Origin of the sequence: Jannaschia seohaensis, assembly GCF_900116765.1 — a bacterium.
GTDB classification, from domain to species: Bacteria; Pseudomonadota; Alphaproteobacteria; order Rhodobacterales; family Rhodobacteraceae; genus Jannaschia; species Jannaschia seohaensis.
Genome location: NZ_UETC01000018.1, coordinates 1 through 16,992, shown reverse-complemented (window position 1 = coordinate 16,992; position 16,992 = coordinate 1). Strand labels below are relative to the sequence as shown.

Annotated in this window: 13 protein-coding genes and 1 pseudogene; 2 read left to right on the top strand and 12 right to left on the bottom strand. The window is 64.5% G+C overall.

From position 1 onward, the window contains the following. The first annotated feature begins 38 nt into the window (after window positions 1-38). Both DTQ71_RS21165 and DTQ71_RS21160 read left to right on the top strand, forming a co-directional pair. The gene (locus DTQ71_RS21165; RefSeq protein ID WP_109566294.1) at window positions 39-1,151 is read left to right on the top strand and encodes a mandelate racemase/muconate lactonizing enzyme family protein; all 1,113 of its coding nucleotides are present in this window, start codon (window positions 39-41) and stop codon (window positions 1,149-1,151) included. Window positions 1,152-1,169: 18 nt separating this feature from the next. Beyond that, window positions 1,170-1,499 carry an L-rhamnose mutarotase gene (locus tag DTQ71_RS21160; protein WP_109566293.1) on the top strand — a complete coding sequence of 110 codons (330 nt, stop codon included), beginning with the start codon at window positions 1,170-1,172 and terminating at the stop codon, window positions 1,497-1,499. Window positions 1,500-1,905: 406 nt separating this feature from the next. On the opposite strand, the pseudogene DTQ71_RS24995 reads toward DTQ71_RS21160, so the two are convergent. The 12 genes and pseudogenes from DTQ71_RS24995 to DTQ71_RS21095 all read right to left on the bottom strand — a co-directional run. Next, window positions 1,906-2,311 (bottom strand): annotated as a pseudogene (locus DTQ71_RS24995) (GTA baseplate fiber-binding domain-containing protein); the annotation flags it as partial. 831 nt (window positions 2,312-3,142) lie between these two features. After that, window positions 3,143-3,871: an SDR family oxidoreductase gene (locus tag DTQ71_RS21145; RefSeq protein ID WP_109566292.1), complete on the bottom strand. Its 729-nt coding sequence runs from the start codon at window positions 3,869-3,871 to the stop codon at window positions 3,143-3,145. A 100-nt stretch (window positions 3,872-3,971) separates the two neighbouring features. Next, window positions 3,972-4,697: an SDR family oxidoreductase gene (locus DTQ71_RS21140; RefSeq protein ID WP_109566291.1), complete on the bottom strand. Its 726-nt coding sequence runs from the start codon at window positions 4,695-4,697 to the stop codon at window positions 3,972-3,974. An 11-nt stretch (window positions 4,698-4,708) separates the two neighbouring features. Then, complete coding sequence (gene fsa / locus DTQ71_RS21135; protein WP_109566290.1) at window positions 4,709-5,362, bottom strand: fructose-6-phosphate aldolase; 654 nt, start codon at window positions 5,360-5,362, stop codon at window positions 4,709-4,711. Continuing rightward, window positions 5,359-7,389, bottom strand: a complete 2,031-nt coding sequence (gene tkt, locus DTQ71_RS21130) for a transketolase (protein ID WP_109566289.1) — start codon at window positions 7,387-7,389, stop codon at window positions 5,359-5,361. The genes fsa and tkt overlap by 4 nt, the downstream gene beginning before the upstream one ends. After that, window positions 7,386-9,017, bottom strand: a complete 1,632-nt coding sequence (locus DTQ71_RS21125) for an FGGY-family carbohydrate kinase (protein ID WP_109566288.1) — start codon at window positions 9,015-9,017, stop codon at window positions 7,386-7,388. Before DTQ71_RS21125 ends, tkt begins: the two co-directional genes overlap by 4 nt. Before the next feature lie 83 nt (window positions 9,018-9,100). Beyond that, entirely contained in the window at window positions 9,101-10,078 is a 978-nt protein-coding gene (locus DTQ71_RS21120) for an ABC transporter permease (RefSeq protein WP_109566287.1), read from the bottom strand. Next, window positions 10,068-11,561 (bottom strand): sugar ABC transporter ATP-binding protein, encoded by a 1,494-nt coding sequence (locus DTQ71_RS21115; RefSeq protein WP_245947682.1) that lies wholly within the window; start codon window positions 11,559-11,561, stop codon window positions 10,068-10,070. The genes DTQ71_RS21120 and DTQ71_RS21115 overlap by 11 nt, the downstream gene beginning before the upstream one ends. Before the next feature lie 70 nt (window positions 11,562-11,631). Then, window positions 11,632-12,549, bottom strand: coding sequence for an ABC transporter substrate-binding protein (locus DTQ71_RS21110; RefSeq protein WP_109566285.1), 918 nt, complete (start codon window positions 12,547-12,549; stop codon window positions 11,632-11,634). An 89-nt stretch (window positions 12,550-12,638) separates the two neighbouring features. Next, entirely contained in the window at window positions 12,639-13,523 is an 885-nt protein-coding gene (locus DTQ71_RS21105) for an AraC family transcriptional regulator (protein ID WP_109566284.1), read from the bottom strand. Window positions 13,524-13,806: 283 nt separating this feature from the next. Beyond that, window positions 13,807-15,255 carry a xylulokinase gene (xylB, locus tag DTQ71_RS21100; RefSeq protein WP_109566283.1) on the bottom strand — a complete coding sequence of 483 codons (1,449 nt, stop codon included), beginning with the start codon at window positions 15,253-15,255 and terminating at the stop codon, window positions 13,807-13,809. Window positions 15,256-15,279: 24 nt separating this feature from the next. Then, window positions 15,280-16,323 (bottom strand): NAD(P)-dependent alcohol dehydrogenase, encoded by a 1,044-nt coding sequence (locus DTQ71_RS21095; RefSeq protein ID WP_109566282.1) that lies wholly within the window; start codon window positions 16,321-16,323, stop codon window positions 15,280-15,282. Window positions 16,324-16,992: the final 669 nt, after the last annotated feature.

The following is a 16,992-nucleotide window of genomic DNA, read 5'->3' as shown; positions in this document are numbered from 1 at the left end:
TCGATGCACGCGCACCAAAGCTGAAGGAAAAGGCACAGATGGCCAAGATCACCCGAGTCGAGTTGATGATGGTCGACCTCACCCCAAAGGTCGAACGGACCGACGCCATTCAGGCCTTTGTCAGCCAAGAGACGCCGATTGTGCGCATCACGGACGCGGATGGGCAGACCGGAACAGGCTATAGCTACACCATCGGGACCGGTGGACCGGCGATCCTATCGCTTCTGGCGCAAACGCTCGCGCCGCGTTTGATCGGGAAAGAGGCCGAAGAGATCGAAGGGATATGGCGTGACCTTCTGTTTGCCACCCATGCCACGGCGGTGGGCGCGATCACATCGCTTGCGCTTGCGGCGGTCGACACGGCGCTGTGGGATCTGCGTTGCCGTCGGGCAGGTCTGCCTCTTTGGCGTTTGGCGGGCGGGGCCCAACGCAAAGTGCCGCTCTATTCGACCGAGGGCGGCTGGCTGCACATCGCCACCGAGGATCTGGTGGCGGACGCGCTAGCGATGCAAGCGCGTGGGTTCACCGGCGCCAAGGTAAAGATCGGCAAGCCAACGCTTGCGGATGATCGCGCGCGTCTGTCCGCTGTGCGCGATGCGGTCGGCGATGGCTTCAAGATCATGGTCGATGCGAACCAATCGTTCGATCTCGCCGAGGCGCTGCGGCGCGCCGACATGCTGGGCGATCTGGGCATCCACTGGTTCGAAGAGCCGATGCCCGCCGATGACGTCGGCGCACACCGGGTTCTGGCCCAGCGCTCGCGGGTGCAGATTGCGGTGGGCGAAAGCATGTACAGCCTCAGCCAGTTCAAGGATTATCTGGACCAAGGCGCGTGCACGGTGGTCCAGGCCGATGTCGCGCGGGTGGGCGGGATCACACCTTGGTTGAAAATCGCTCATCTGGCCGAGGCTTATAACGTGCCGATCTGCCCGCATTTCTTGATGGAGCTTCATGTCAGCCTCGCCTGCGCCGTGCCGAATGCGCCGACGCTCGAGTACATTCCACAATTGGATACCGTCACCAAATCCGCGCTGCGGATCGAAAGCGGCGATGCCCTTCCCCCGGGCGAGCCGGGCATCGGAATTGACTGGGACTGGGACGCGATTGACAGGCAACGGATCGCTGCCCTCGACCACGTCGTCGAAGCCTAGCCTACGGGAGGTCTTACCATGCAACGTATGGGAATGATGATCGGCATCCGACCTGAAAAGATCAAAGAGTATAAACGGCTTCACGCAGATGCATGGCCAGGCGTGCTGCGCCAGATTGCGGACAGCAATATCCGCAATTTCTCGATCTTTCTGCGCGAACCCGAGAACGTGCTCTTTGGGTATCTAGAATATCACGGCGATGACTTTTCAGCGGATATGGCACGTATGGCGGACGACCCGGACACGCAAGAGTGGTGGAGGCTGACCGACCCTTGCCAGGAGCCTCTGGCGTCCCGCGCTCCGGGCGAGCAATGGTCGTTCATGGAACAGGTTTTCTTCTGCGACTAGACGCCGATAGGGCCGCAGTGGCTCGTGTACACCGTAAATCGAAGCGGCCGGCCGCCGCTGGTCGACGAGGCCGGTCCGTGATCAAACAAAGTCCTCGCGCCCTTTCAACCCGTTTGTCGCGTGCCGGTGGGCGGCGCGCGGCTCGCTTCGGCTGTTCGGTTGATGGTGCCTCCGGCGACTGTGCGGGTAAATCGTACTAGTGTCCCCCGCCTGACGGAAGATTCCCTGTCTTGGCTGGCTGTGTCAGTGTCGCGGTATGAGGCGCGATGACATCTGCCTGTATCGGAGCCCCGTCGACCGAGCGCGGCTCGAAGCCATGGTCGCCGACCGCAACACCCCGCGCAAGCTGGCCTGGCGGGCCGAGATCGTCTTGGCGACCGCGGACGGTCACGGCACCGCCGAGGTCACCCCAGCTGTCGGCGGCAAGCGCGCGGGACCGGCGTGTCCAGCGGATCGTCAGATCGCCGGGCGTGCGTGGCTTCCGCCATGGCTGCTCGACATGGGCGACCGAGAACGGTCGCAACCCGACACCCGCGGGCGTAAAGGCCTGCGCGACATAGGTCTCGTCGCTGACCGGGCAGCTCACGGGGCCGATGCGCCAGTTCCACGGGATGCCGAGATCAGCCTCGGCGATGGGCAGCGAGGCGAGGCGGTCGTCCAGCACAGCGATCCGCGCGCCTGCAGCCGCCGGATTGCCCATGGCGCCCTCGGTGCCGCGCTGGCCGCGCAGGAGCCGGGTCAGCCGATAACCGGCCGGGCGCCAGAAGCTCCGCCGTGCCCGCCTGCACGATCTCCCAGACGCCGGGCGTAGCCACCGACCGACTTTCAGCATGGCTGCTCACTGAAACTGACGGGCTCGAGCTTGGCGAACGCGAGGTCTCGACACTCTCAAGAGAAGGCCAGGATGTCAGCTCGTCCAGCTGATTGATCGAGCGCGGCAAAGCTATGTTCCGCCCGTTGAATGTTCGATCCGAGTTCCTACTCCCGAACGCCACTGGCTTCGAAGTGCTTAGTCGATGGCTCCACAAAGCCACGTTTTTTCCGTGCCTTGCAAGTTATTCACTAAATCAGCGCAGTCATCAGGTCCGGAGAATATCGCCCCTGAGAGACCGCATCCGGTTCTCTTGATGCCGGGGCCAGTCCTCAGCCCCACCCGCATAACCCTCGAAAAAAACGGAAAATTGAGGCCGCAGCCGGATCGGGAGAACGCTTTCGCGGGGACAAGTGGCGGAGCGGACGGGACTCGGGTCAAACGTTCTCCGTCTAGTAAGGTCCGGATTCTAAATGATAGTATTCTGTTCGACATCGGAGCCGATGCAAAAGCGACTGAAATCCAACTCGGGTGCTTCGCAGTGTAGCATGCCGCGCGTAAGGAAGTGGGCAGCAATCGACGCGGATGATTGTACCCTCCTCCTTGAATGCGCCCTCTCTTTCACCTTTGCTTTCAAGTCCGAAAGCGTGGCACATAGCGACGCCGTCAAAGGAGGCGGTATCCGTTCCATCTTCAAACCAAGTCAGCAGCTTGAGCTTTGAGGGTCGCAGATCACCTCGGAAAACATGGTGTTTCGGAAAGCCCGCTTGGCGCCGGCTTTCCACAAAAGAATTCAATCTCGTTGCAGTGTCGCGATGACAGGATCGATGCGTCAAATATCGAAATTAGACGGAAGGACGATCATGTCGCGAATGGTCACGTTCCGAGGGCGGGTCAGCATGTACATCATGGCATCCGACACCTCCTTTGTATCCATCAACGCACCCGCGTCCTTCATGCGCTGAAGCCGGTCGGGCTCCCAGTCCGAAAGAAGCGCGGAGATGACCGGGCCCGGGGAAACCTGTCCGACGCGGATGCCGTGCTGCATCAACTGGCGGCGCATCGTCTGAACGAAGCTGGTGATGGCCCATTTCGACGCCGAGTAGACCGGCTCCACGTGGATGGCCGAGTGCCCCGCGATCGAGCAGGTCACGAGGATATCGCCCGAGCCGCGCTCCATCATGTGCGGCGCCACGGCATGCACATTCTTGACGACGGAGTTGATGTTCAGATTCAGCATCCGGTCGATTGCGGCCGGGTTCGTATCGAGCAGGTTGCCGCCGATATAGCTCCCGGCGTTGCAAAGCAGGATGTCAATCCGGCCGACTTTTTCGAGGATTTCCGGCACCATCGCGTCGCAGCTTTTCAGATCGAGCAGGTCGGTCACTTGCGGGATGGCGTCCGGACCAAGCTCGCTTGCGATCTTTGCCAGCGCCGACGCATCGCGATCCACCATGACGACCTTCACGCCTTCGGCCAACAGGGCCCTGGTGATCGACAAGCCGATCCCCGAGGCTGCGCCCGTTACGGCGGCGACCTTGCCCTCCAATGCTTCACCCATATCCATCCTCCTTGTTTTCTGGCGGCGCTCCCGCTGCCCATGCGCCAGGATCTTGTCTCGGGGCGCTTCGTGCCGCCTGGGCGCGCGCCCGGTTCATTGTTCAGACCGAAAGGAATCCGCCATCCACCGCGAGGGCCGATCCGGTGACCATGCCGGCATCGTCCGACAACAGGAGTGCGATCGCCCGCGCGACGTCTTCGGCCTGCGCGAAGCGTCCGGCCGGGTGCCGGGCCATCATCGGCGCGCTCTTGGCGGGATCGCTCCACGCCTCGGCGGCCAATTCCGTCATCGTCACGGTCGGCGCCAACGCGACGACACGGATGCCGTGCGCGCCAAGCTCGCGCGCCATGACGCGGGTCGCGCCTTCGAGGCCGGCCTTGGACGCGGCGTAGCAGAGGTGATCGGGAAAGCCGCGATGCCCGGCAATGGACGTGACGTTGACGATCACCCCACTGCCTCCAGCGGTGACGCGCGCGCGGGCAAACTCCTGGGCGCAGATCAGGGCGGTTCGCAGGTTTATGCCCATGACCGTCTCGTAGCCGGCCTCGGTCATGTCGAGCACGCTTTCGAGGACGTTCGTGCCGGCGCAGTTGACCAGCATGTCGCAGGTCCCGGCCTCGGCCATCGCCTGTCTTGCACCGCCCGGGGTGGCCAAGTCGGCGACGATGCTGCGCCCGCCGACCCTAGCGCGCAGGCTGTCGAGGTCCGAGCGCGTTCGGCTGAGCGCCACGATATCGGCGCCGCGCTCTGCGAGCAGTTCGGCGGTCGCCCGCCCGATGCCCTTGCCCGCGCCGGTGATGATGACGGATTTTCCGGAAAACTGCATCGAACGCTCCCTCAGAGGATGGACTGGCCCGTGGCGGCCCAGTCCTTGGTGAACGTCGCCAGGCCGCTGTCGGTTAGCGGGTGCCGGATCAGCCCAAGGATGACGGCGGGTGGCACGGTGGCGACGTCGGCGCCTGCCAGAGCGGCGCCGGTGACATGGTTGGCGGTGCGCAGCGATGCGGCGAGGATCTGCGTGGGAAAGGCGAACCGGTCGTAGATCGTCCGGATGTCCCGGATCAGCGCCATGCCGTCGAGGTTGATGTCGTCCAGCCGCCCGACGAAGGGCGAGACATAGGTCGCTCCTGCCTTGGCCACGAGCAGCGCCTGATTGGCTGAAAAGCACAGCGTCAGGTTGGTCCGGATGCCCTTCGCGCTGAAGTGACGGCAGGCCGCCAACCCGTCGAGCGTCGTCGGCAGCTTGATCACTACGTTGTCGGCGATCCGCGACAGGTGCTCGCCTTCTGCGATCATCCCGGCGCTGTCGGTCGCCGCGACCTCCGCGGACACCGGGCCGTCGATCATCGCGCAGATCTCGGCCACGACATCCTTGAAGTCGCGCCCCGCCTTGGCGATCAGCGACGGGTTGGTGGTGACGCCGTCCAGCAGGCCGTAGCCGTTCAGCGCACGGATGTCATCCGGCTGCGCGGTATCGACGAAGAACTTCATGAGGATGTCCTGTTGTCGTGGAGGAGCCGGGCACGGGCCACGATGGCCGCCTCGGTGATGCCGAACTTCTGGTAGAGCACGTCGGCCGGGGCCGAGGCGCCGAACCCGTCGAGCCCGATCACGTCGTCCTCGGAGGCGACGTATCGCGTCCAGCCGAAGCGGCTGGCCGCCTCGACGGCGATGCGGGGCGCGTCGCCCAGAACGTCGGCGCGGTAGTCGGCGGGCTGGGCATCGAAACGCTCCCAGCTGGGCATCGACACGACAGTGGCCGCGATCCCCTGTTCGTGCAGCCGTTCGGCTGCCTGCACCGCGAGCGAGACCTCGGTGCCGGTGGCCAGCAGGGTCACGTCCCGTCCGGTGCCATGGGATCTGAGGATATACGCCCCGCGCGCCGACAGGTTGTCGGGGCCGGCCTCGCGCAGCTGCGGCACGGCCTGGCGGGACAAGGCCAGCAGGGAGGGCGCCTTCCGGCTGCGGATCGCGAGTTCCCAGCATTCCAGCGTCTCCACCGCGTCGGCGGGGCGGAACACGGAGAGGCCGGGGATCGCGCGCAGGCTGGCCAGATGCTCGACGGGCTGGTGCGTCGGACCGTCCTCGCCCAGCCCGATCGAGTCGTGGGTCATCACGAAGATCGTGCCGAGCTGCATCAGCGCCGCCATGCGAATGGCGTTGCGCGCGTAATCGGAGAAGATGAGGAACGCGCCGCCGTAGGGGATGATCCCGCCATGCGCGGCCATGCCGTTCATCGCCGCGGCCATGCCGAATTCACGCACACCGTAGGAGACGTAGCGCCCCCCGGGCTGGCCGGGCTGGAAATCGCTGTCGACCGCCGGCACGCGCGTGAGGTTGGAGTGGGTAAGGTCCGCCGACCCGCCGATTATTTCGGGCACGGCCTCGGCCAGCGTCGTGAGCGCGATCTGGCTCGCCTTGCGGGTGGCGACGGCTTGCGGGACGTCGAACAGCGCCGCGCGGGCCTGCGCGACGGTCGGCGCAAGCGCCTCCGGCATCTCGCCGCGCTGGCGGCGCAGGAATTCGGCGCGCATATCGGCAGGCGCCGCTGCCAGCCGGTCCTGCCAGTCTTTCCGTGCAGCGGCCCCGCGGCCGCCCAAGATCTGCCATTCGGCCAGCGCGGTTTCGGGCAGGACGAAATCCTCGCCATCGAGGCTAAGTGCGGCGCGTGCCAGCGCGCGCTCGTCGGGGCCGAGCGGGGCGCCATGCGCGCTTTCGTGGTTCGCGCGATTGGGCGCACCAAGGCCGATCACCGTCTTCATCCTGATCAGCGTTGGCCGCCCGGTCTCGGCCTTCGCCGCGCGCATCGCCTTATCGAGCGCGTCAGGGTCGTGTCCGTCACAGGCGATCACATGCCAGCCAGCGGCCTCGAAGCGCTTTCCGACATCCTCGGTAAAGGCCTTGTCGGTGCTGCCATCGATGGAAATTCCATTATCGTCATAGAGAACGGTCAGCTTTTCGAGCCGCAGGTGACCGGCGAGCGAGATCGCCTCCTGGCTGATGCCTTCCATCAGGCAGCCGTCGCCGCAGAACACCCAGGTGCGATGGTCCACCAGATCTGCGCCGAAGGCCGCCGCGAGCGACCGCTCTGCCATCGCCATGCCTACGGCCCCGGCGAGCCCCTGTCCAAGCGGACCGGTCGTGATTTCGACGCCCGCGGCATGGCCGTATTCGGGATGCCCGGCGGTGATCGATCCCCATTGGCGGAATGCCTTGAGCTGATCGAGGGTCATGTCCTCGAACCCGGTCAGGTGCAGCAGCGCATAAAGCATCATCGACGCGTGGCCGTTCGACAGTACGAACCGGTCGCGGTCGGGCCAGTCCGGGCAGGACGGGTCGAACTTCAGATGGCGAGTCCAGAGCACAGTGGCCGCGTCGGCCATGCCCATCGGCGCGCCGGGGTGGCCAGACTTCGCCGCCTCGACCCCGTCCATCGCGAGCGCGCGGATACAGTTGGCGAGCGCGAAATGACGCGCGTCTCGGGATGCGCTGGCCAGCGCGCGGGAAATCTTAGTCATGCGAAAGGCTCTTCGGTCGTGCAGCGGATGTCGCGGGCGACGCGCTGAAGGGTCAGGAAGGCGTCGAAGCGCCGGTCGTGGATGCGCCGCGCGGTGCCGCCAGAGGGCGCGTGGGTTTGCGCGATGTGCGACATAACGGGCATCGCCGCTTGGATACTGGAAAACGCATCGGCTGCGACCGCCCCGAGGATGGCAGAGCCCAGCAGGACCGGCTCCGGGCAGGTCGTTGTATCGACCGGAAGCCCGGTCGCGTCAGCCAGAAGCTGGCGGATCAGCGGGTGCTGCCCGGCGCCACCGCTGATCGCGATGGTGTTGACAGGCGCTCCGTGCCCGGCCTGCGTCTCGATGATCTGGCGCAGCCCGTAGCCGAGCCCGCAGACCCCGGCGACATAGAGCGCGACAAGCGAGGGGATATCCGTCTCCATGCCTTGCCCAACGATCACGGCACGGGCGTGCGGATCGGCGAACGGCGCCCGGTTGCCGAGAAACTCCGGCACGACATGCAGATCGCGCGCCAGCAACACTGCGTCCGAGGCCCTATCGCACGCGGCAAGGGCCGCATCGGCCAGCCAGACGGGAAGCGGCTTCCGGGCTGCCTGTGCCTGCTGCTGCGCGTCGCCGTAGGCCGGGTGCAGCGACACGAGATGGTCAATGGCGGCACCGGCCGCGGACTGTCCGCCTTCGCTGAGCCATGCGCCCGGAACCATCGCCGAGAAGTAGGGCCCCCACACGCCGGGAACGAAGGCGGGCTCGCGGGTCGTGGTCATGGTGCAGGAGGACGTGCCGAACACATAGGCGAGGCAGGCGGTCGGATCTTCGGCCCCGCCCCCCGCGCAGACCGTCCCGATCCCGCCGGCATGGGCGTCGATTAGCCCCGCGCCGACCGCGGTGCCGGGGGCGAGGCCAAGCTGCGCCGCCGCACCTTCAGTCAGCCCTGCGCCGAGTGCCTTGCCCGGCTCGACGATGTCCTGGCCTATAGGGGCGAAATCCGCATCCGCCAGGTCCCCCAGCCCAATCGCCCGGAAATACTCCGGATCCCACCGGCTCTCATGCGCGAGGTAGGTCCATTTGCACGTCACAGTGCAAGAGGATCGCGCGAGGCTGCCTGTGGCCATCCAGCCCAGGAAATCGGTCAGATCGAAGAAATGCCCGGCCGCATCGTAGGTGTCGGGGCGTCTTTCCTTGAGCCAGAGCAGCTTTGGCGTCTGCATTTCGGGCGAGATCGCGCCGCCGACATATCGCAGAACCTCATGATCCTGCGCGTTAATGCGCTCAGCCTGCTCGATGGCGCGGTGATCCATCCAGACGATGATGTCACGCTCGGGATGGTTGGGATCCCCGACCGGAAGCGGCGCGCCGTTGCGGTCTCGCACGACCATTGAGCAGGTGGCGTCGAAGCCGATCCCCCGGACGCTTGCAGGATCGATGGATGCCTCCGTCACCGCCCGGCGCGTCGCCTGGCAGACGGCGTCCCAGACCTGCGCGCTGGATTGTTCCACGATGCCGCCGCTTTCCTTGTGCATGGCGATGTCGTGCTTGGCGGTGGCCATCAATGTGCCCGTTGCCGCGAAGACACCGGCCCGCGCCGATCCGGTTCCTACATCCACGCCGATGAAATGATCCGTCAACTTCCCAGCTCCTGTTCAGGGCTCATGAGGGGCATTGGTGCGAACCCGGACGGGGGAGGTCCATCCGGATCCGCGGGCTTCGCTCACCGCCAGTCGCGGCCGATGTAGATGGCCAGCAGGATGATGAAGCCCTTGATGACGTCCTGGAGATACGGGTTGATGCCCATAAGGTTCAGGCCGTTGTTGATGATGCCTAGCAAGACGGCGCCAATAAGCGTGCCGAGGATCAGTCCGCGGCCTCCGGCAATTGCCGTGCCGCCAAGCACCACCATCGCGATCGCGTCGAGTTCGAAGGCGACACCGGCGCCCGGCTGTCCGCTCATCAGGCGCCCGGTCAGGACGATGGCGGCCATGGCCGAGGTGAAGCCCGAGATCATGAACACGATCAGCTTGATCCGCTTGGTGTTCACGCCCGACAGGGAGGCTGCCGTCTCGTTGCCGCCGATGGCGTAGACGTGGCGCCCGAAAGAGGTGCGCTGCAACAGAACCCAGGCCGCCGCGTAGAGGATCACCATGATGATGATCGGCACCGGTATGCCCCCGATCCGGCCGATGCCGAACCAAGAGATCCACCCCGGAAGGCCGCTCACCGGGTAGCCGCCCGAATAGACCAGCCCGAGCCCGCGCGCGATCAGCATGGTCGCGAGTGTCACGATGATCGCGGGCATCTTGCCCCAGGCCACGAGCAGGCCGTTAAAGAGACCAAAGAGCACCCCCACGACGAGCATCGCCAGCAGGCCGAGCCCACCGGGCAGACCCATGTGAACCATGACGCCGGCCCCCAGCGTGCCACAGAGCGCCATGACGGCCCCGACGGAAAGGTCGATCCCGCCGGTGAGGATGACAAAGGTCATCCCGATGGCGAGTATGCCGATGATGGATTGCTGCCTCAGGACATTGACGATGTTGTCGACGCTGAAAAAATTGTCGCTGGCAAAGGCCATGACGACCGAGACGACGATCAGCCCGACCAGCGGCAGGAGCAAAGGCGAATGCTTGAGGCGTGCCGCTACCGACTGAAGGGCCGAGGACGACGATTGAGCGGTTACGTCATGCGACATATCTGAGCTTCCCCGTTGTGGCGTGTTTCATGATTTCTTCGGAGGTGATCGCGTCGCCCTCGAGCGTTGCCACGATGGCCCCGCTTCGGAACACGCAGACCCGATCAGCCAGGCCCGTCACCTCCGGCAATTCCGAGGAGATCATGATGATCGAGTAGCCGTCCTCGGTGAGCTTACGCATCAATTGGTAAATCTCGGCCTTGGCTCCCACGTCGATGCCGCGCGTCGGCTCATCGAAGATGAGGATCGGCGTGTGGTGATTGAGCCAGCGCGCGATCACCACCTTTTGCTGGTTCCCGCCCGAGAGCGTGTCGCAGGGCACGTCCGGTCCCGGCGCCTTCACGCGCACGTCCCGCATGGCAATTTCGGTATGGTGACGCTCGGCGGCGAGATCAAGAAAGACCCGCATTCGCCGGTATTTGCCGTAGTTGTTCACCGAGATGTTGTGCATGATCGGGAACGACGTGATCAGGCCCTGTTCCTTACGGCTTTCGGGCAGAAGGCCGATCCCGCGGGCCAGCGCCTCGCTGGGGTTTTTCGGGGGAACCGGATCGCCGTTGATCTCGACCTTCACGCGGAAAGCGGGATAGGCCCCCATGATCGACAGCGCGGTCTCGGTGCGTCCCGACCCAACCAGCCCGGCAAAGCCCAGAACCTCGCCCTGGCGGAGCTGGAAGCTGCTGACCGGGCCGTTCTTCCTAAGCTGGATTTCCTCGGCATCGACGACGACGCGGGCGTGGGGGTGCGAGTCTGGCTTGGGCGGGAAGTTGCTCTCGATCCGGCGACCGACCATCATCTCGACCAGCCCGTCGGTGTCGATTTCGGCCACGGCACGGGTGCCGATATACTCCCCGTCGCGAAGCACGGTGATGCGGTCGCAGATCTCGAAGATCTCCTCGAGGTGATGCGAGATGAAAACGATGGCGACGCCCTGGCTGCGCAGGTCGCGCATCACGCGGAAGAGATATTCGACCTCGCTCGGCGTCAGCGTCGCCGTGGGCTCGTCGAGCACGAGCACCCGCGCCTCAAGCGACAGCGCCTTGGCGATCTCCACGAATTGCTGCTCCGCGACGCTCAGGTCGGCCACGGGCACGTCGAGCGGCACCGCGACCCCCAGCTTGTCGAGCACTTCCTTGGCGCGGACGCGCATCGCCTTGCGGTCCAGCAGGCCGAAGCGCGTGCGGAGTTCGCGCGCCAGAAAGATGTTCTCAACCGCCGTCAGATAGGGAATGAGACTGAATTCCTGGAACACGATGCCGATGCCTGCGGCGATGGCCTCGTCGTAATGGGCGAAGTGACGCTCGGTGCCGTCGATGCGGATCGTGCCCTCGTCCGCCTGAAGGATGCCGCAGAGGATCTTCATCATGGTGGACTTGCCGGCGCCGTTTTCGCCCAGCAGGGCGTGGACCTCGCCCGCGCGGACCTCGAGGTCCACGCCGTGAAGGACCTTCACCGGGCCGAACGCCTTTCTTATGCCGCTCATCTCAAGCATATCGTCTCCTCCCCCTGAGTGCCGCGCCCGGGACGGTCCGGGCGCGGTCGATGTCAGCCTCTTACCAGGAGAACCCCTCGGCGTTGTCCGCATCGACGACGCGCACGTCGATCGGGACCTCGGACGGAACCACCCGTGCGCCCCAGTACTGCGCCAGCGCCATGCCGAGCCCGACGCGCACCTGGTCGCGCGGGAACTGGGCGGTGGTCTCGATGAAGGGCGTACCTTGCGCGATGGCGGCCACCGCCTCGGGCGCGCCGTCGACTGAGGTCAGCAGGATGTCCTTGCCCGAGCCCTGGATCGCGGCCAGAGCGCCCATCGCACCGCCATCGTTGACCGAGAAGATGCCGCCGAGGTTCGGATGCGCCTGGATCATGTTCTCCACCACGCCAAGCGCGACCGACCGGTCCTGCCGGCCGTTCTGGGTGTCGACCAGCGTGATGCCGGGCGCCTCATCCAGCGCCGCCTTGCAACCTTCGACGCGCTGCAGGATCGGCACGACCGGGATGCCGTCCAGGATCGCGACCTCGCCCTCGCCGCCCATGGCCTCGGCCAGGTACTGGCACGACAGGTAACCGGCATCGCGGTTCTTGGAGCCGACAAAGGTATCGACCGGGCCGTTGGCATTGGCGTCCACCGCGACGACGATCACGCCGGCCTCCTTGGCCATGCGCACGGCAGCCTCGATGCCCGCGCTGTCGGTCGGGTTCAGAAGCAGGATGTCGATGTCCTGCTGAAGCATATCCTCGACGTCCGAGATCTGCTTTGCGACGTCATGCCCGGCATCGGTCACGATCACCTCTGCGCCGATGGCATCGGCTGCCTGCATGAGCGCTTCCTGCATGCTGACGAAATACGGGTTGTTCATCTCCTGGAACGTCATGCCGATCTTGAGCTGATCGTCCTGGGCGGTGGCGATTCCGGCCGAAGCGGCCAGTCCAAGCGCTGCGACGGAGACGGATTTCAGTAGGGTCTTCATGGGATCCTCCCTTGGTTGAAAGACAAAATCTCCCCGTTCTGCGAAGTTTGCATCCGCAGTTCATTGGTCCTGAGGGAGATTTTCGGTGGCTAGGCGGGCATTAGCACCGCCTCGTTCTCTGCAAAGGTCTGTCGGAACTCAGACGGCGACATGCCTTTCAGGCGCAGAAAATGACGATTGAAGTTGGACAGGTTCGAAAACCCGACATCGAAACAGATGTCCGACACCTTGGCCTCCGGATCGGCAATCAGCATCTGGCAGGCGAGGTCGATCCGAAGTTGATTGCGAAACCTGACGAGCGTTTCGCCTGTGTGGCGCTTGAACGACCGGGAAAACGCGCTCTGACTCTGGCCGGTCATCTCAGCAAGCTCGCTTTCGGTGACGGGTTCAGTCAGGTTCTCGCGCAGATGCGCGATAACCCTGTTCATGTCGGACTCCTCGGCCTTTTCCATGCTCAGCATGAAGTTCAGGCTCGAAAGGGTCTGCGTCTTGGAAGCGTTCAGAAGCTTGTCGAGGATCTCGAAGAACAGCGCGAGACGCATGACACCGCGTGCATCGACCAGTCGATGCATGAGCGGACGTACAGATTCCCCCGTTTCGTAGTCGAACAGGATGCCGCGCTTGCTGCGCTCGAAGATCGCCTCTGCCGCCGCGGCCTCTGGAAACGCGTCAAGAATCTTGTCCGCGAAGCTTTGCGGGAATTGGATCACCTCGGTCCGCCGGGGGACGGTTTCAGCGTCACCGATATCGCTAATCCAGTTCTGGGGCAGGTTCGGGCCCGTCATGATCAGCTGTCCGGGCGAAAACTCACCCACGTGGTCGCCGATGTAGAACTTGCCATGCGTTGCCACCACGAGGTGGATCTCGTACTCAGGATGATAATGCCAGCGCACGGTTCGAAACGGGTATCCATGGCGCCAGGCGGCGAAGGATTCCCCGTCTCTGATATGGACCAGTTCAAGGTCGAGATGCATTGTGTCCTCCCGGTTCCACCGTGATCGATCCGCTTCTCGTCGGCCTCGACCCTCCTCTCGGTGACGATTCTTTTGTATCACCCGGCGCGGTGTCGAGCCACGACGCCAGCGGGCATTTTCTGATACTTTTTTGATCCGTTTATGTTGAGCATCAGAAACATGCTGTTCTGGCGCTGTAACGGGAACGGCTGTCTGGCGCGGCGCCCCCTCGCTGCAATGCAGCAAAATAGGGCCACAAGACAGTTCAAGCCAGCGTTCACGCGCGCATCTGGGAGAGTGCCGATTAGACCAGTGGCCGGATCTGACGATACGCGGCGCGATATGCCTTATACTTTTCTGCATAGCCGGCTGCCAAATTCGTATCGGGCACCACCTCGGACCGGATCGCTGGGCCGGCGAATATCCCTCCCGACACGTCGCCGCTTACCGATGCAGCCGCAAGCTTGGCCGCGCCGAATGCAGCGCCAAAATCGCCGGCCTCCGGACGCAGAAGCGTAATCCCCGTGGCGGCGGCGAGGATGCTCAACCACTGCTCGGACCGTGCACCGCCTCCCACGACATAAGCCACGTCGATATCGGTTCCGGCGGCGCGCAGAGCCGTAGCGCAATCGGCGAAGGCCAGAGCGACGCCGTCCATCACTCCGTGCACCAGTTCCGGGAGGCCCGTGTCGCGGCGGACGTTCCAAAAAGCACCGCTGGCCCCAGGGTCATTGTGCGGAGTACGCTCGCCAGACAAATAGGGCAGGAAGCCGACAGCGGACGGCTGCGTGACTGTCTCTGGAAGCAGGCCGACCAGTTCAGGCACCGGACGGCCGGTGATCTCGCACAGCCACGTAAGCGCATCCGTCGCGGCGAGAAAGACGCCCATCTGGTGCCATGTGTCGGGAACCGCGTGGCAGAAGGCGTGCACCGCGTCGTCGGTGTTCGGGCGGAAGCGGTCCGTCGTGGCAAAAAGCACGCCCGAGGTTCCCAGCGACAGAAAGCCTGTTCCGGGCTGGATAGCGCCCATGCCGCAGGCCGTCGCGGCATTGTCGCCGGCACCGCCCGCCACCGGAACGCGGGCCACGCCCCATCGCTCGGCAAGCTCGGTGCGCAGGCTGCCCGATATGTCGGTTCCCTCGACCAGAGCGGGCATCTGCGCCTGCGTCAGCCCGGTCGCGTTAAGCAGCGCGTCCGACCAGCGGCGCTGCGCCACGTCGAGCCACAAAGTTCCAGACGCGTCGGACCTCTCGGCCACGTGCTCGCCCGTCAGCCAAAGTCGCACGAAGTCCTTCGGCAGAAGTACCTTGGCCGTCCGCTCGAATATCTCCGGTTCGTGCCGCGCCACCCACAAAAGCTTGGGCGCCGTGAACCCCGCCATCACGATATTCCCGCCGATTCTGCGAAAATCCGCGCGTGCCTCCAACACAGCGCATTCCTCTGCGGAGCGGCTGTCGTTCCAGAGGATGCACGGCCTGAGCGGACGGTCCGAGCCGTCCAGCAGCGTCGCGCCGTGCATGTGACCGGACAAGCCGATGCCCTGCAGGCGCGCCATCGCGTCGCCCTGCTTCCGGGCGAGGTCCGCGATGGCCGCTTCGCACGCCGTGATCCAATCGCCTGGATTCTGTTCCGACCAGCCGGCATGCGGGCGTGAGACGGTCAGGGGCGCATGTGCCACGGCCACGGTCGCGAAATCCTCCGCCACCAGCATCGCCTTCACACCGGATGTGCCGATGTCGAGTCCCAGATACATGAGCGCTGTCCTCTTGCGGCGCGGTCAATCCGCCGGCATGGAGATCTGAATCTTGACGTCCGTCTCGCGTGCCTCCACGGCGCGATCAAAGGCGGCGATGCTGTCCGCAAATGGCACAGTCGCAGAAATCAGCGGCTTCAGGTCTACCTTGCCAGCCGCGATCAACGCGATCGCCCGGTCGTAGATGTTGGCGTAGCGGAACACGGTTTCGACCCGCAGCTCCTTTGCCTGCATCCCGACGATGTCCACCGGAACCGGCTCGACCGGCATGCCGACCAGAACGAGGGCCCCGCCCGGTCGAGCGAGAGCGGGCAGCCCAAGAATGGCGGGCGCAGCGCCAGAGCATTCGAACACCACGTCCGCGCCCCAGCCATTAGTCGCCTCGGCGACAACCTCGGCAGCCGGTCGCTGGCGGATATTGACCGTTTCAATCCCGGCATAGGCGCCGATGATGTCCAGCTTGGGCTGCGCCAGATCGGCAACGATAACCTTGGCGCAGCCGCCCGCAAGCGCAGCGAGCGCCGTCATCATTCCTATGGGCCCGGCCCCGGTCACGACGGCAATGTCGCCAGGCTGAATGCGCGCGCGGAGGGCGCTCTGCATGCCGATTGCGAAAGGCTCGACCATCGCGCCGTCGGCAAAGCTTACTTGGTCCGGCAGCCGATAGGTGAACGCGGCCGGATGGATGACCTCAGGTGTCAAGCAGCCATGCACTGGCGGCGTGGCCCAGAATCTGACGGCAGGGTCAACGTTGTAGATCCCCAGTTTCGACGCGCGCGACGTCGGATCGGGTATGCCGGGCTCCATGCAGACCCTGTCGCCAACCTTCAGATTTCGAACGTCAGAACCCGTTTCTAGCACCACGCCCGCGGCTTCGTGACCGAGCACCATCGGCTCCTTAACAACGAAGGGACCGATCTTTCCGTGCGTGTAGTAGTGAACATCGGAACCGCAAACACCTACGGTCCGGATCGCAATTCGCACATCGGCCGGTCCCAAGGACTGGTCCAGCGGAAAATCCCGAAGTGACAGCTTCCCTTTCTCCTCGAGCACGAGCGCCGTTACCATTTGCTTTCCTCTCGCATACAGCTTCCTGACCGGCGCCTCGGACGCCGGATTGCCCCCCGTAATATTGCGAGACTTTACACGAGGATATCGAACCGATAACGACCATCTGCCCGCGTCGGTAAAAATGCTATCAGGATTGCTTGCGATCTCTATCGAAGATTCTCTGGTGCGCGGATCCACCGTTTGTCGGCCGAGCGCTCGGTACCCGAGCGGATCGAGACACGCTTCAGACAGTATTCGGGGTCAGCTCGCCGAAATTTCGCAATCAAGCGCCGAAGGCTCCGCCAAGCGCATTGAAACATCAAAAGTGACATGATGCCTGCGCCTGCTCTCGAAACACAGCGTCGTCGGCCAGCATTCCCGCGATCACATTTCCCTTCCGGAAGTATTGCCGAGCTCCTCGGCCGCCCGCGCCTGGAACTGACGGCCGTACTCGACGACAGGGCGGACAGGCCCCGACGCCGCCAAGGTGAGAAGCGCCCGTCGCGCAGCCGGTCAGCGAGATCTTCGCGAGAACGAGGACGGTGCGCCGCAGCCTCCAGCATTCGGCGTTGGACGTCATGGGCCCTCTCTCAGCGGCTCTGTTGCACAAATCGGCTGAACGCCGAAGTTCCCCTTTCCCCGGACGGACTTATCCCACAGCTTCCGTGACCGGGATGCCGAGCGCGG